This is a genomic window from uncultured Parasphingorhabdus sp., assembly GCF_963975555.1.
Taxonomy (GTDB): domain Bacteria; phylum Pseudomonadota; class Alphaproteobacteria; order Sphingomonadales; family Sphingomonadaceae; genus Parasphingorhabdus.
Map to the genome: position 1 here is coordinate 1 of NZ_CAXBHH010000010.1, position 15,080 is coordinate 15,080.

Below are 15,080 nucleotides of genomic sequence, written 5' to 3' on the forward strand. Positions count from 1 at the left end.
AATCCCGCCTCCTCAAGCAGGCCAAGGGGGAAAAAAGAATCGCCGGGTCGCCACCACAGCCGAGCCTGCCGACGATCAGGCAGACCATCATTGAACGCCTCGCCAAACCTCCTGATCTGACGTGCCCACAGTGCGGACACTGCATCTCTCATCGCTCGCTCACAAATCTGCCAAAGTAGTGTTAGAACTGGCCACGCAATGTGATGCCATAGGTTCTTGGTTCAGCAAGGAACGCCGAATAGGTCTGCTGCGACGCGACAAATGGTGTGTTGAACGCAACCTGCGAATAATTGATGTTGAACAGATTTTGTGCCCAGCCTTCAATTGCCCATTTATCGTCAGGACCCCGGACACCGATACGCGCATTTACCAGCGTAAAGCCGTCCTGTTCCTTGCCATAAAGCAGATCCGAACCGGTGTTATAATCACTGGTCGTACGCGCATTGACGTAAAACAGACCGGTCAGCCCACTATTCCCGAGTGGCGGAGTGTATGACAGAGACGCCGTCGCTGTGATTTCAGGCGCGTTGGACAGATTGTCGCCTGGAAGCAGGCGCAAAGCCGGATCCAGAGCGGTCCCGGTATCACGACCCACCAGATCATTTTCATAGCTGGTGTCGGTATAGGTCAGACCCATAGAGATGTTGACATAACTGACCGGATTGATTGAAGCTTCCAGTTCGACACCCTGTGCAACAACGCCATATTTGACATTGTCAGCAGCACAGTTCCCGGTTGTTCCATCAGCATCCATATCCGCACCGCCGAGATCATCGCTACAGCCGTTGATATTCTGAACGAGGAAAACGGAGCCGTTGAACGTGTTGAGCTGGAAATTCTGGAATTGCTGACGGAAAGCAGCAACACTCAACGAAAATTCGCGGGTCGAGTATTTTGCGCCAATTTCGAATGCATCCACCGTTTCCTGGTCGAATTGCAGATTAGCAGTGTCACCCGTCAACGCCGGATTGCCCAATGTGCTACTGGTCAACGCCGACCGGTCAAGGTTGAAGCCGCCTGCTTTGTAACCGCGCGAGTAGCTGCCATAAAGCAGCAGATCTTCGGTTGGTTTGTAGGACAAGATCGCCGTGCCGGTAAATTCATTCTCGCTGCGGCTATCAGCCAGAGTGACCCCGTCCAGTTCAGCGGTTGAATTGCCCTGACATGACAGCCCGATTATACCGCCTGCCAATGCAGCAAGTGGTCCACCAAGCAACGGCGTAAACAAAGCGCGTTGCGTTGGGCACATCGTATTGTCGTTGGTGAAAGCGGCGTTAAAATCCTTGGTTTCATTGGTGTAACGCAGGCCTACCGTGAAATCGAGATTATCTGTAATGTGGAAGATGTTATGGGTGAAAACCGCAAAATTCTCGCTTTTCTGATTATAGACATCAAGCACGGTTCCTTTGTCATTGATAGTAGCCAGATTATCCAGTCCGGCAAAAATCAATGGCGTAGCAGCACCAAATGCCCCTGCGCCCCCATTGGCGGCTTGTAATGCTGCTCTGCCGCCGGCGCTCAGGCAGCCTGTGCTGGTTGGCGATGCGAGAGCCGGATTAACGGCATTGACAACACGACATGGCGCAAACGCACCATATTGCGTGCCGAAGCGTAGGTTATCTCGGGTTTCAAGCTTTTCGTTCGCATAGAAACCGCCGATCAACCAGTCCAGCTTGTCATCGAACGCAGAACCCTGCAATCGCAGTTCTTGCGTGAAGGTCTTAAATTCCCGGGCACCGGCATTTTCATTCGGCTCGCGATAGAGAATGTCGACCTGCGTGTAATCCGTGTCGGAAGCCTGGAAGTTGGAATATTCCCGATATCCGGTGATCGACGTCAGGTTCATGTTACCGAGTTCAGCATTGATCTCGACCGAAGCGCCGAAATCTTCTGTCTCGCCCGCATAGGAACGACCGGCCGTGGCATAGATATCCCGGTTAAACGTACTCTGGGTAAGGGCGTTCGAATTCTGGCCCAGAGCCAAAAGTACTGGAATGATCGGATTGGCAGCGTTGGTAAGGCCCGGCGAACCGGCTAGCGGAAGTGCAAAGGGATCAAGCCCCGGGCTTATCCTTGCTTGCTGGGCAAATTCAGGCTGGACGAATGTCGCTGCGCAGCAAGACTCGTCTTTCTTGGAATAGTCGCCGATAACGCGGATGCTCAGGCCGTCATTTGGTTCGAACAACAGCTGGCCACGGACAATATAGCGGTCCTTATTATTGATGTCGGTGCCGTTTACCACATCGGTGTAAAAGCCATCGCGCTTCAGATAAACGCCATCGATGCGGGCGGCGATCGTGTCGCTCAACGGGCCGGTAACGCCGCCTTCAATGCGAAGCTGATCGTAGTTTCCGTACGAAACTGAGGCATGTCCTCCAAAATTAAATTCCGGGCCAGCAGTCGTAATACTGATCATGCCAGCTGACGAGTTGCGACCGCCCAGTGTGCCCTGCGGCCCACGGAGAATTTCGACCCGTTCAATCGGTCCAAGTTCGCTGAGAGCATTACCGCTACGCGAACGATAAACGCCATCGATAAACACCGCCACGGAACTTTCCAGCCCAGGGTTGTCGCCGACCGTACCGATACCGCGAATACGGGCGGAGCCATTAGCTTCGTTTCCGGTAGAAGAGACAAGCAGTGACGGCGCAAGCTGGTTCAGTTCGCGAATGTCGGTTGCGCCGCTCTTTTGCAACTGTTCAGAGTTGATAGCCGAGATGGCAACCGGCACATCGGACAAGACCTGTGCCCGACCCTGTGCGGTTACGACGATTACGTTGCTGTCGACAGTTTCATCGACTTGGTCAGCCGCCTCTGATTGCGATTGCGCATAAACGGGGGCTGTTGCGACTGCTGCAAGCGCGAACGCGCACGCAGATAGATTCAATGCCAATTTCATAATATACTCTCCTGGTTGTCAGTCTCGTTGCCTTCTTGGGGAGGACTAACTTTTTATTTTTATGACCTGCATTGTGGTCGTAACGCTGCCGCTGCGTCAAGAGTGTTCAACCGGATGCTTAAGCATCACATAAAAGCCCTGAAATTGGTGCTTTTCTCATATATTCATCAAACAGAATTCGTCGGCTATCCTGTCGGCTGTGGCCGCCAAGACACAATTATTATATCCTGATTTTCGTCAATGATGCGGTTGAAACACGCAGCGGCGAATAGTGCTAATCCTGATTGACCGGCCGCCGTGAACGCAGAGCCTGCGCCAGCGTGCCTTCATCGAGATAATCCAGCTCCCCTCCCACCGGTATGCCATGGGATAGCTGGCTGAGCCGCAGTGGATAATTTTCGAGGCGTTCTGCGATATAATGGGCGGTCGTCTGTCCTTCCAATGTGGCATTCATAGCCAGCACGACTTCATCAATTCCGCCCTGCTCGACGCGCTTGATCAGCTTGTCGATTGCAATATCTTCCGGTCTTACGCCATCCAGCGCCGACAGTCGTCCGCCCAGGACATGGAATTTACCGGGAAACAAGCGCGATTTATCGAGCGCCCAAAGATCGGAAACTTCTTCGACCACACAAAGCGCCTTTTCATCGCGGCGCGGATCATTGCATATCTGACAGGGGTCCTGCGTATCGACATTGCCGCAGATACCGCAGGTAACCAGCCGTTCCTCGACCATCGTCATAGCCGCCAATATCGGCTTCATTGCCGTTTCCGGGCGCTTCAGCAGATATAATACCGCCCGCCGCGCCGAACGCGGACCGAGCCCGGGAAGTTTGGCCAGGGCCTGAACCAGATTTTCGATCTCTTGCGATGCCATGATTTGACCTTTAGGGACATATTCCGTCACCTGCCAAGAACTTAGCTACAGTTTGGCCACACACAAGCGAGATTTTATGCGTTTAGCCTTTATGGGAACCCCGGATTTTGCCGTTCCTGCGCTGCAAGCGCTGCACGATGCCGGACATGAAATTGTTGCAGTCTACTCGCAACCCCCGCGCCGTGCTGGTCGCGGGAAGCAGCTTAGCCCCTCGCCTGTCCAGAAACTGGCCGAGAATCTGGGGCTGCCGGTAAGGACGCCGGTCTCTCTCAAAGATGAAGCAGAACAAGCCGTCTTTGCCGCACTCGATCTCGATGTAGCGATCGTCGCCGCTTACGGTCTGATCCTGCCACAGGCGATTCTCGACGCGCCGAAGACGGGATGCCTCAATATTCATGGCTCGCTGCTTCCCCGTTGGCGCGGCGCGGCTCCCGTGCAGCGCGCCATTCTCGCGGGAGATACGGAGACCGGAATCACCATCATGCAGATGGAGGCCGGACTCGATACAGGACCAATGCTGCTGAAATCCGAGACGCCCATCAACGGCAAAACCGCGGGCGAACTGACGGACGAACTGGCTCGGACAGGTGCCGCGCTCATGGTGCAATATCTCGCATCACCAAAGGAACATCCGCCGGAAATGCAAGATGACGCGCTTGCCACTTATGCGAAGAAGATCGAGAAACAGGACGCACGGCTTGATTTCAGCCAGCCTGCCGAACAGGTCGAACGCCAGATCCGCGCCTATAATCCCCAACCTGGTGCCTTCTTCGAATATCAGGATGCCCGATACCGGATTCTCAAGGCGACAGTCAGCGATAGCAGCGGATCGGCGGGTATAATCTTGGACGGACAGTTTCTGATCGGCTGCGGAACCGGCTCAATCCAGCCCGAAGTCATTCAAAAAGCCGGCAAGCCGGCGATGGACCTCAAATCCTTCCTCAACGGCACGAAAATTCCGGCAGGAACCATATTGCGATGACCCGTTTTGCCCTCACTCTGGAATATGATGGCCGCCCGTTCATGGGCTGGCAGCATCAGGATCATGGCCCGAGCGTCCAGCAAGCTGTCGAAGAGTCGATCAAGAAAATCACCGGCCAAACCGTGCGGGTATTCGCCGCAGGCAGAACCGATGCCGGCGTCCACGCGCTGGCGATGCGCGCGCATTTCGACCTCGACACCAAGCTGACACCCTTCCGGTTGCGCGAAGGCATCAACGCGGGATTGCGTCCCAACCCGGTCGCGGTTCTCGCATGCGATATTGCCGACGAGGAATGGCATGCCCGTTTTGCCTGCGAGGGGCGGCGCTATCTCTACAAGATCACCAATCGGCGCGCGCCGCTGACATTTGACCGCGGGCTGAGTTGGCAGGTCGCTCCGGTTCTCGATGCCGAAGCGATGCATGGTGCGGCGCAGGTGCTGATCGGGCAGCATGATTTCACAACTTTCCGTTCGGCCCATTGTCAGGCGCAAAGCCCGGTCAAGACGCTCGACAGCATCTCGGTCAGCCGCTTTGGCGACGAGATCGAAGTCGAGGTCTCTGCCCGTTCCTTCCTCCATCATCAGGTTCGCTCGATTGTCGGCTGCCTCAAACTGGTCGGCACCGGTACATGGAGCAAAGCGGACTTGAAAAACGCGCTCGTAGCAAAGGATCGCAACGCGCTCGGCTTCAACGCCCCGCCGGATGGCCTCTATTTTGTCGAGGCGCTTTATCCGGCTGAGTCAAAGACCGAATAACCGCTGCAGGCTCTTGTCGAGCATCAGCAGTTGCCACAACAACCGGCTATTGTCGGACCGTCCGGCGATATGATCGTCCGCCACCTTGCGCAGAGATTTGCTGTCAAACCAGCCGGTGCGTGCCAAGGCTCCGCCGCTGGTGATATCCCGCGCCTGTTCGGCCAGCGGCCCACGGAACCATTGTGCGATCGGCGTGACAAAACCCATTTTCGGCCGGTAGAGAATGTCGTGCGGCAGATATTGCTCCATCGACTTTTTCAGGAGATATTTGCCCTGCCCCCTGTGCACCCGCAAATTGGTCGGCAGTTTCGCGGCGAATTCCATCAGCTTGTAATCAAGCAAAGGCTCGCGCGCCTCCAGTCCCACCGCCATGCTGGTCCGGTCGACCTTGGTCAATATGTCGCCGGGCAGCCACATTTTCATATCGGCATATTGCGCCTGATCGAGGCCATTTTGCGCTGGCGCATTTTCCATCAGATCGATCATCCGCTGTTCGGCGTGATAATCGCCCAGGTCGCGCCGCATCGCATCGGAATAGATTGACCGGCGGCCCGGCGGCGTTGTCACGCCGACCGCTTCGGCATAGCCTTCCGGTCCGGTTCTCGCGAGTGACAGCAAAGTGGATTTGGCACGAAACGGACGCGGGGCCCAGTCTGCCTTGGGATAAACAGAGCCCAGCCAGCCGAATGCAGGTCCACGCAAAGATTGCGGCAACAGCCCCCTCACCCGCTCTTCCGCATGGTGAAAGACATGACGGCGATAGCCCGCCATAGCCTCGTCCGCACCGTCTCCGGACAGCGCTACGGTCACGGTCTCGCGCGCCAGCTCGGCCACCCGGTATGTCGGCAATGCAGAGGCATCGGCAAAGGGTTCGTCAAAATGATCGGCCAGCGTATCGATCAGACCGAAATCGTCGGCTGCCACAATACGTTCACGATGGTCGGTCTGGAACCGCTCCGCAATCTGCCGGGCATAACCGGTCTCGTCCAGCGACTGCTGGTCAAAGCCGATCGAGCAGGTCTTCACGGCTTGCCGGCTGTTCTCGGCCATCAAGGCAACCACAGCGCTGCTGTCGACCCCGCCAGAAAGAAACGCGCCGAGCGGCACGTCGGAGATCATCCGCGAGCCCACCGCCTGCTTCAGCAGCTCGACCAGTTCTTCTTCGAGAACCCTGGCCGACCCCTTGCTCCGCTGACTGAAATCCATATCCCAATATTGAACCGACGCGGGTTCGGGCTTGCCCTGCTCGAGCAGCAGATAATGACCAGCCGAGAGTTTCTTTACCCCCTTCAGTAGAGAGGTCTGGTCCGGCACATAGCCAAAGGCGAGATAGTCATCGACCGCCGTGATATCGGGTTCCCGCCGCAGCAACGGATTGGCCAGCAAGGCTTTCAGTTCCGACCCGAACAATATGCTGCCGTCAGACACCCGCGCGTAAAACAGCGGCTTCACGCCCAACCGGTCTCGGGCGAGAAACAATTGCCGGGTGCGCTGGTCATAGATCGCGAAGGCGAACATGCCGTTCAGCCGTTTGAGGCAATCCACTCCCCATTGCCGCCACGCAAAAAGAATGACTTCGCTGTCGCTGCTGGTCTGGAACTGGTGACCAAGCCGTTCGAGTTCCGCGCGGACCTCGAGGAAATTGTAGATCTCGCCGTTGAAACTCAGCACCTGTGCCTGATCGGGCGTCAGCATCGGCTGCGCGCCGCCTTCCAGATCGATGATCGAAAGCCGGCGGTGGCCAAGCCCGACACCGGGAGCGGTCCAGATACCCGAACCATCCGGCCCGCGATGGCCGAGACTGTCGGTCATCCTGCGCAGACGATCGGGATCAACCGGCTTGGCCGTCTCTAGATGAAAAATACCTGCAATTCCGCACATATTGTGCGCCCTAGCGCAGCCCCGCCATCTCGTCAGCCAATTTATCGACCGGTCCAAGACCAGCAAGAAAAGCATCGATCGGGATGCGCGGCGACGCTTCGCGGTTAGTTTCCGACGAAACGAGTATCGCCACCGCCTGTCGGGAGCCGCCGAGAATATTGCTCTTCAGCGTTTCCAGCTTCACCACCGAACCGCTGCCGGTCAACTTGCCGCCAATCCGGTAAAAGGAAACCACATCGCGCACCACGGGGCCGGGCGCGATCAGTTCGACAGCAGTACCTCCCGCTGGTGCATCGAGATCACGATTCCACGACCAGCGCGTATTCGGGACCAGAGCCCCCTGACCGTAACCGACAATCTCCCGCCCTTCTTCCTGGCGGTCATAGACTGCAATAGACAGATCCACTTCCATGCCGGTCGACCGGTTGCGGTAGCGACCGAGGAGCTGATGGCTGGATCCGTCAAAGCGCGGTTGCCATGGGTAAAGCGGTTGATAATCGACGACCTCCCAACCGGCGACTTCGGGCAGAGAAATTTCATCGGGGACCGTCGATTCCTGCGCCGCGAGCACTGACGTCCAAAGCACGGGGATGAGAACCAGAGCGGCCATGGCGGCCATAGCCTTGACCGGTTTTTGCCGGGATGTCCGTGGAGGCCGGCTTTTGCTCAAAGCATCACCATCGATCATCGGATCGTCGATCTTGCGATCAAAAAACGGCCAGCCGATGGCCATCACCAGGATCAGAACAAAGGCAAAAAAGAACCAGCCGTAAAAAATATGGTCGAAACCCGCTGCAAAATCGAGCGTAGTATGATGCGCGATATACATCGTACCGAAGGCGCGGATGCCGTTGGCAATTACTGGAACAATCACCGCAGCGGTCATGAACAAGATCCGGCGCTTCCAGCTCAGAAAACAGACATTGCTGACCAGCGCGCCATAAGCGAGCATCGCGATCAGAAACTTGATTCCGGAGCAGGCTTCGGCCACTTCAAAATAACCGGTGGGTGTCGAAATGAAGACACCGTCGATGAAGGCTGGGATATTCGCCCAACCCAGAAAGACCATCGACAATTTGGCGGTCACCATTTGCAGAAACGGTACAAATTCCTCTCCGAACGGCACTAGGAAAAAACTAAAGCAAAGCGGAAAAATCAACCCACGGGCAACCGTCGGACCAAGCAGCGTCACAACGGCGCCCTGCAACATCATCAACAGTCCGAGTTGCCGGGCGAAGGCGACACCAGCAGCCTCTCCTAGCAACCAGCCCAGCGAGGCAATTCCCGTCAAAAAAAGTCCCGGCAACCAGATTTCCGGCGAAATTTTCGCCAGTTCATGCTGCCGCTGTTGTACCAGATAATAGAGGATCGGCACGATCAACAGGCAGTGGTTATAGGTGGAGATCGTCCACCATATCCGCACCATATCCACGCCGTCTCGCCAGAAAACTGCAAGGATCGCCAATGTGGCAATCACCAGCAATTTCAGATGCTCTGACCATGAAGAACTGGATGTTGAAAGCTTTGGCGTAGCTTCCATCTGATCAGCAGTCGCGCTTGTCATGCTACCGCCTCCGCAATCACCGGATGTTGGAACCCGCACAAACCGGGCAAATCAGCGAGTTGTGTTTCCCATGAATAATGCGAATGGATCAATATTCTGGCTTGCTCGCCGAACTGCATGGCCCGTTCGGCGTCGCCCAACAAATCGCATACCAGACGCGCTTCTTCCGCAACGGATTGCGCAATCAGAAAATGTTTGCCGTCGGTCGCTTCGATGCCCTCGGCAGCGCATGCCGATGCGACCACCGGCTTGGCCATCGCCATTGCTTCCAGCACCTTGTTCTGGATACCTCTGGCAATCCGCAGCGGCGCCACAACAACGTCGGCAGCCATGATCCAGCTACGAATATCGTCCACCGCGCCGGTCACGATTGTACCGTTTTCGCCGTCGAGTTGCGTCACTTTTTCCGTCGGTGCCCGCCCGACAATCGCAAACCGTGCATCGGGAAAACGCGCGAGAATATCGGGCATGACCTCGGTGCTGAAACTCTGCACCGCCTGAACATTCGGCTGATAATCCATCTGGCCGGTAAACAGGATCAACGGGCCATTATTATCTGAGACCTCTGCCTCGACATCTTGCGCGCCATAAAATTCCAGATCGATTCCATTGCCGACCGCCTTCACTTGCTCGTCTGACAATCCCGAACGCTGTCTGAACAAAAGCGCCTCTGCTTCGCTGACAAAAAGACTATGGTCGGCGCGTTCAGCGACCGTCTTCTCGAACGCCCGCAACAAACGTCCTTCGCGGCGATTGATCCATGCCATCGGGCCGGAACCTTCGTCCGCGTAACTTTCAAATTTTGCGCTATCGACATCGGCGAAATCCATCACCACACGGCCGCGATAATCCGCCGGTATAAACTGCGCCATTTGTCCGGAAAAAATGAAGATACAATCCACCGGGCGGGTGGCAATTACATCCGCGACATAATTGCCGACTTCAACGCTCTGGAAAGATGCCAGCGACACCGGCTTGCCTGAAGCCAAGGCTTCAATCCCTGCCCGCCATTTCGGTTTATTCCGCACCACTATTTCGCAAGAAGCCAGTTCCGCTTTACGATCCCAGCCGATATCCCTCTCCGCTTCGTCATCTGCGAAACAGGCAACATGCACCGGCGCGCAATCCATCAGCTTTTGCAGGAAATGATGCGAGCGGATCTTGTCGCCACGGTTTGGCGGCCATGGAGCGCGATGCGCCAGAAAGAGGATTTCACCCATCAGCCGAGGCCCTTGGCAATCATCGGTCCGACAAGATTTGCGACGGGCAGAGGCAGGCGCTGCCACAGCGCGATCTTCGCTCTATATTTGGGGCTCAGCGGGTTGACATCGCGAGCCTCTTCACCATCGGCAGTACGTATCGCATAAGACAGTGGTTCCGGTTCAAAGCCCCAGTTTTTCTTGAACGAAAAAGCGCCGGTGCCATATTTGGAACGGCCAAAATCAAACTTGTGGCACCCCCGTTCGCGGGCATGGTTCATGAGGCTAAAATACATGATATCATTGGCCCTGAAGCGGCGCGCATCCCATGTCCCGCCACCCCAGTAAGGCATGACGGTCTGCTGGTGATAAAGGCTCAAGACACTGGCCACCGGTTTGCCGTCGTGCAGCACTGTCAAAATGTCGGCATCCTCGCCAAACCCGTCCAATATTTCCTCGAACAACGCCTTCGGGAAAACCGGTGTTCCGAGATTGCGGACGCTTTCGGCATAGACCGCATAATGGTCTGCCCGGTCTTGCTCGCCGGTGCCGACGCGAACGGTCAACCCGTTTGCAAGCCCCTTGCGGATTTCTGCCCGCTGCTTGCGCGGGATCGCCAGCAGCTGGCTCTCCTCGTCTTCCGCCAGTGGATTGACAAAGCCGGCATAGACGCCCTGCTTGTTCTGCCATTGGTGGTCCGGCACCGGACCACCGCGCAATTCGACTGTGGGGAAACTGTACCGTTCGGCAAAATTCCAGGCTTCGTCGGCCAACGACTGGATCGCCTGATCACTATTAGCCAATATTCCGCCACCGACGGCGAAACCGGAAGACACCAATGCCCGGCCGAATAATGCAGAATGAATCAGGTTGAGCGGTAATATGCCCTGCAACGCTCCGCTATCATCTTCTGCGAGAAGATAGCGCCATTCATGGCCGCAAGCCTTGCTGACCGACAGAACCCATGCAGGACGATGAAAGGCTGTACCTTCCGGGCAAGCGGAAACGAAAGCCTCGATACGGGCCAGTTCTTTCGCGTCAGGCCGATCCAGAACGCGAACCGTCAAAGATTTGAGCTTGAATGCCATGTTCATCGTACCAGCCCCGCTTCCAGTGCCGCCAGTTCGTCGACCCTGCCCCAATTGAAATCCTGTCCGGCCTGCAACAGCTTGCCCCTCATGCTTTTCAAATTTGTGTAATGGCGGATCTTTGATTTTATCGGCGCGTTGCCGACCCTTGGCTGATCCGGATCTATCTCCCACGGGTGAAAATAAAATATCGCCCCGCGACCGTCATCGCGGTGCATCTTCCTTATCGCCCGATCATATAAGGCGTATGGCAAGAGCCTGAAAAAGCCACCGCCGCCAGCGGCCAATATACGGTTGCCAAGCTTCACGGTTGTCACCGGCAATTCAATAAAATCAGATTGCTCCACCGGTTTCCAGGCGAAGCGTGGCGATCCGGCCCAGCCATAATGGTCGTGGTTGATCGGTGCGACGCTGGACGAATAGGCATAGCCCTGTTCGGCCAATATTTCATGCGCCCAGAGTGTGCGCTGATCGATCGAGAAGCTTGGCGCTCGATAGCCGGCAACCTTCTGGCCCGACGTATCTTCCAGGATTTTTCGGCTGCGATCCAGATCGCTGCGAAATTGATCAGGGGTCAGCGTGAACACCCGCGCATGATCGTAGCCGTGATTGGCAATCTCGTGTCCGGCCGCCGCAATCTGCTGCATCAACGCCGGATAGCGTTCCGCCACCCAACCCAATATGAAAAATGTCGCCTTGATTCCAGCTTCGTCGAACAGCGCAAGCACCGCTTCGGTGTTGCGTTCTACCCGTTGCTCGAGCGTATCCCAATCGGCACGGTCAATGACCGTCTCGAAGGCTCCCACCTGAAACCAGTCCTCGATATCGACAGACATGGCGTTGAGCAAAGCATCCGCTTTTCCCGCCGTGGTGAAAGATTCAGGCCGCGCGTCCTGCATTGACATAGCTTTCCTTGCTCCGGACATCGTTTTCGACCCATTCCACGAGCATCGTCAAGACGCGGTGCAGATTTTCTTCCTGACCATCCATGCGTTTTTCCACCAGCGACAGCCGCTTTGCAAACATATCGACTATCTCGGCGGTCTCGTCATCTATTGCCGGCAAACCGGGTTCAACATCCGGGGCCCTCGTTGCTGCTGGGACCGGCGCGACGGCTGGCTTGGAAACTGCTTCTTCCCTGCCTGAGGGAAGAGTTGGATTGACGACTTCCTGTTTCGGTTCGGAAACGGGTACATGAGGGGGGTGGGACAGGGACTGCTGTTGAGCTTCCCGAACCTGTTCAACCATTTCGCCCGATTCAGCAGGCGCATGCTCGAAGCTGGTGTCCCTGGCTTTCTTGGGTTTTTCCCGCAGTGGACTCTTGGTTTCCGCAAACGATTCTGACGGTTCGGCAATTTCCACCTCTTCGCCATTCAGGTCGGCAAGCACCCGCTCGACCATCTTCTGGTCGATCAGCTCGGCATGCTCAATCGAACCCATCAACAAGATCCGGCTCATCAACGTGTTGATTTTGCGAGGAACGCCATCGGTTTCGGCGTAGAGCAAACGGAATACATTCGACGTAATCTTGGGACGGCCCGACCAGCCGCTTTTCGACAGGCGATGCGTGATATATGGTTCTATTTCGTCCGCGCTCATCGGTTCGAGATGATGATGCGCGATAACCCGCTGACGCAATTGCTCCAGCTGGTTGGAATTCTCCAGCATGTCGCGAAATTCCGGCTGGCCGAGCAGGAATATTTGCAACAGCGCTTGTCCACCGAGCTGGAAATTTGACAGCATCCGCAATTCTTCCAGTGCATCCACCGGCAGATTTTGCGATTCATCGACAATCAGCAAACAGCGACGACCTGCCCTTGCCTCGGCGTGCAGAAATTCTTCAATGGCACTGAGCAACTGCGCCTTGTCCATATGGTCGGTATCGATGTCGAAATGATTGGCCGCGACGCGCACGATATCCTGGCTGTCCAGCTTGGTGGTAACGATATTGGCGGCAGTCAGACGCGCCTTGTCGATCGTCGCCATCAGATGGCTGACCAGCGTGGTTTTACCCGCGCCGACATCACCGGTGATGACAATGAAGCCTTCACCCTGCGCGAGGCCATAGCCGAGATAGGACAAAGCCTTGCGATGCGTCAGGCTTTCGAAATAGAAATGCGGATCCGGAGTCAGCTGAAAGGGCCGACCGTTTAATCCATAAAATGTTTCATACATGCGCGTATCTCCGATCAACGTCTGTGTTGATGCTCTTAAAAATCATATCTGAGGCCCAGCAGTGCGGAAGCGGTGAGTTCGCTGTCGAAACCAGCCTGCTCATAGCTGTCCAGGCCGACGGCTGCCGTGCCCTGCAATCCCGGTAAAATCTTTCGATAATAAGCTGCGTTGGCACCAATGCCCAAGACGTTGGGAGCGCCTGCAAAACCACTATCCAGCAGATTGGCATAAAGATTCGTATCGATACGGGAATAGGCATCCAGCTCCCGGCCAAGCGACAGATTGGCGTAATAATTTTCGTCCACCAGACCATCGACCGCAGACACCGCGCCCAATTGCGAAGCAAAGAACCGGCGACGGGCATAGCCGACACCGAGACCGGCTTCCCAGCCGCGGTGATTATAGGTGTACTGTCCGTTTACGCCACGCGCACGGAAAGCGGATGAAGATGCCGACTGCAGCACATCATTGAAACAAAGACCGCCGCCTTGACCGAAGGCGCAGCCATTGAGTTCACCGCTCAACGGATTGCGCGAGCTGGTGAAACTTGTGCTCAGATTGGCGAGATTGTCGTTGAGCAAATTGCCAAAGCCGGAAACCGTATCATAGACCGATATGTTCAGAGCGGTGTTCTGGTTTGGCTGATAGGCGAAGGTGCCGAAATAAGTTTCGCTGCCATAGCGCTGACCGACCCGTGCCTCGAGCGACGTACGGCGACTTGGCCGCCACAAGACACCGGCATCCCAGATAATTCCGTCCTGATCATAGGACAGCAATCTCGGTGAAGTTTTATCGGTTACCAGACGGCCGTCATTGTCGATGACCGGATCACCGTTGATATCGCGGACCGCATCGCGTTCCGAAATCTCGATATCTTCGTAGCCGACACCGCCAACCACTGCCAGTGTCGTTGACACCGGTACCGTAACATCGGCACGGACATATTTGCCCTCATAGCGTTGATCGAGCTGGCTCGCATCTTCGCGTTCCCAGCCTCCGCCGACGGACCAGCCGAAAGGCAGATCACCCGGCTGCTGGCCGACACTGGCGCTGGCCGAATGGCTTATACTGTCATCGAATACATCAATAGGAAGCTGCCCCGGAGGCAGGATGCCTGTATCTTCGCTCTCGACCTTGGTATAGCCGACCCGGTAATTGGCATTCACATCCAGCCCGCCGACCCGGGTCGACAGATTGGGACCGGCGTAAACCGAATAGACTTGCGTCACATTGTCGATATTGCCCACCGTATTCGACGGTGCATCACCGCGCAAATCGACCCGGCTACGGGTAGCGAGAGCTCCGGCTTCCAGTGACAGAAGATTGGGAACAACCTGTATAGCGCCGCGGGCCAGTCCGGTAACGATATCATCGTCGCCAACATTATCCTGATAGGAAAAACGGCGTTCATAGCGCACATTTACCTGTGCTTCGGCATTGCGCGTAGAAATCGAACTATCGATACCCGCTGCCACCGAAGTATAGGTCAGCACGTCGTTGCCGTCCTTCAGATCAGCAACCAATATTTGCTGTATCTCGATATAGGGCGTCACTTCAGCCTTGCGTTCGCGTGCCTCGACGGCAGGCGCGGCAAGTCCGAACAGCGGCAAAATCGCTGCACCATATTTCAAGATACTGACAGTCGTTGGCGAGGTCATGG

The 15,080-nt window shown here is 56.0% G+C and carries 11 protein-coding genes; 2 read left to right on the forward strand and 9 right to left on the reverse strand.

Annotation, left to right across the window (positions count from 1 at the left end; genetic code table 11):
* Positions 1–181: 181 nt before the first annotated feature.
* Both AAC060_RS15045 and recR read right to left on the reverse strand, forming a co-directional pair.
* The gene (locus AAC060_RS15045; protein ID WP_339827731.1) at positions 182–2,899 is read right to left on the reverse strand and encodes a TonB-dependent receptor; all 2,718 of its coding nucleotides are present in this window, start codon (positions 2,897–2,899) and stop codon (positions 182–184) included.
* A gap of 274 nt (positions 2,900–3,173) precedes the next feature.
* Positions 3,174–3,776, reverse strand: coding sequence for a recombination mediator RecR (gene recR / locus AAC060_RS15050; protein ID WP_339827733.1), 603 nt, complete (start codon positions 3,774–3,776; stop codon positions 3,174–3,176).
* A gap of 76 nt (positions 3,777–3,852) precedes the next feature.
* Between recR and fmt the strand changes: the two genes are divergently transcribed.
* Positions 3,853–4,758 carry a methionyl-tRNA formyltransferase gene (gene fmt / locus AAC060_RS15055; protein WP_339827735.1) on the forward strand — a complete coding sequence of 302 codons (906 nt, stop codon included), beginning with the start codon at positions 3,853–3,855 and terminating at the stop codon, positions 4,756–4,758.
* On the forward strand, positions 4,755–5,513 hold the full coding sequence (truA, locus tag AAC060_RS15060; protein WP_339827738.1) for a tRNA pseudouridine(38-40) synthase TruA: 759 nt from the start codon (positions 4,755–4,757) through the stop codon (positions 5,511–5,513). Before fmt ends, truA begins: the two co-directional genes overlap by 4 nt.
* On the opposite strand, the gene AAC060_RS15065 is transcribed toward truA, so the two are convergent.
* Genes AAC060_RS15065 through AAC060_RS15095 form a run of 7 tightly spaced genes read right to left on the reverse strand, consistent with a single transcriptional unit; the run spans position 5,499 to position 15,078 of the window.
* Positions 5,499–7,394, reverse strand: a complete 1,896-nt coding sequence (locus AAC060_RS15065; RefSeq protein ID WP_339827741.1) for an XrtA/PEP-CTERM system amidotransferase — start codon at positions 7,392–7,394, stop codon at positions 5,499–5,501. The two genes, truA and AAC060_RS15065, sit on opposite strands and share 15 nt — an antisense overlap.
* A gap of 10 nt (positions 7,395–7,404) precedes the next feature.
* Positions 7,405–8,958: an exosortase A gene (gene xrtA / locus AAC060_RS15070; RefSeq protein ID WP_339827743.1), complete on the reverse strand. Its 1,554-nt coding sequence runs from the start codon at positions 8,956–8,958 to the stop codon at positions 7,405–7,407.
* Complete coding sequence (locus AAC060_RS15075) at positions 8,955–10,178, reverse strand: TIGR03087 family PEP-CTERM/XrtA system glycosyltransferase (RefSeq protein WP_339827746.1); 1,224 nt, start codon at positions 10,176–10,178, stop codon at positions 8,955–8,957. Before AAC060_RS15075 ends, xrtA begins: the two co-directional genes overlap by 4 nt.
* Positions 10,178–11,251: a FemAB family XrtA/PEP-CTERM system-associated protein gene (locus AAC060_RS15080; RefSeq protein WP_339827748.1), complete on the reverse strand. Its 1,074-nt coding sequence runs from the start codon at positions 11,249–11,251 to the stop codon at positions 10,178–10,180. The genes AAC060_RS15075 and AAC060_RS15080 overlap by 1 nt, the downstream gene beginning before the upstream one ends.
* Positions 11,248–12,150 (reverse strand): XrtA system polysaccharide deacetylase, encoded by a 903-nt coding sequence (locus tag AAC060_RS15085; protein ID WP_339827750.1) that lies wholly within the window; start codon positions 12,148–12,150, stop codon positions 11,248–11,250. The genes AAC060_RS15080 and AAC060_RS15085 overlap by 4 nt, the downstream gene beginning before the upstream one ends.
* Positions 12,125–13,420 (reverse strand): XrtA/PEP-CTERM system-associated ATPase, encoded by a 1,296-nt coding sequence (locus AAC060_RS15090; protein ID WP_339827752.1) that lies wholly within the window; start codon positions 13,418–13,420, stop codon positions 12,125–12,127. Before AAC060_RS15090 ends, AAC060_RS15085 begins: the two co-directional genes overlap by 26 nt.
* Before the next feature lie 35 nt (positions 13,421–13,455).
* The gene (locus AAC060_RS15095; RefSeq protein ID WP_339827754.1) at positions 13,456–15,078 is read right to left on the reverse strand and encodes a hypothetical protein; all 1,623 of its coding nucleotides are present in this window, start codon (positions 15,076–15,078) and stop codon (positions 13,456–13,458) included.
* Positions 15,079–15,080 lie beyond the last annotated feature (2 nt).

Bases quoted from the DNA above. Each gene is read 5' to 3' on its own strand.
- AAC060_RS15095 (WP_339827754.1), bottom strand. From the start codon at position 15,078: ATGACCTCGCCAACGACTGTCAGTATCTTGAAATATGGTGCAGCGATT.
- recR (WP_339827733.1), bottom strand. From the start codon at position 3,776: ATGGCATCGCAAGAGATCGAAAATCTGGTTCAGGCCCTGGCCAAACTT.
- AAC060_RS15075 (WP_339827746.1), bottom strand. From the start codon at position 10,178: ATGGGTGAAATCCTCTTTCTGGCGCATCGCGCTCCATGGCCGCCAAAC.
- truA (WP_339827738.1), top strand. From the start codon at position 4,755: ATGACCCGTTTTGCCCTCACTCTGGAATATGATGGCCGCCCGTTCATG.
- AAC060_RS15090 (WP_339827752.1), bottom strand. From the start codon at position 13,420: ATGTATGAAACATTTTATGGATTAAACGGTCGGCCCTTTCAGCTGACT.
- AAC060_RS15080 (WP_339827748.1), bottom strand. From the start codon at position 11,251: ATGAACATGGCATTCAAGCTCAAATCTTTGACGGTTCGCGTTCTGGAT.
- xrtA (WP_339827743.1), bottom strand. From the start codon at position 8,958: ATGACAAGCGCGACTGCTGATCAGATGGAAGCTACGCCAAAGCTTTCA.
- fmt (WP_339827735.1), top strand. From the start codon at position 3,853: ATGCGTTTAGCCTTTATGGGAACCCCGGATTTTGCCGTTCCTGCGCTG.
- AAC060_RS15065 (WP_339827741.1), bottom strand. From the start codon at position 7,394: ATGTGCGGAATTGCAGGTATTTTTCATCTAGAGACGGCCAAGCCGGTT.
- AAC060_RS15085 (WP_339827750.1), bottom strand. From the start codon at position 12,150: ATGTCAATGCAGGACGCGCGGCCTGAATCTTTCACCACGGCGGGAAAA.
- AAC060_RS15045 (WP_339827731.1), bottom strand. From the start codon at position 2,899: ATGAAATTGGCATTGAATCTATCTGCGTGCGCGTTCGCGCTTGCAGCA.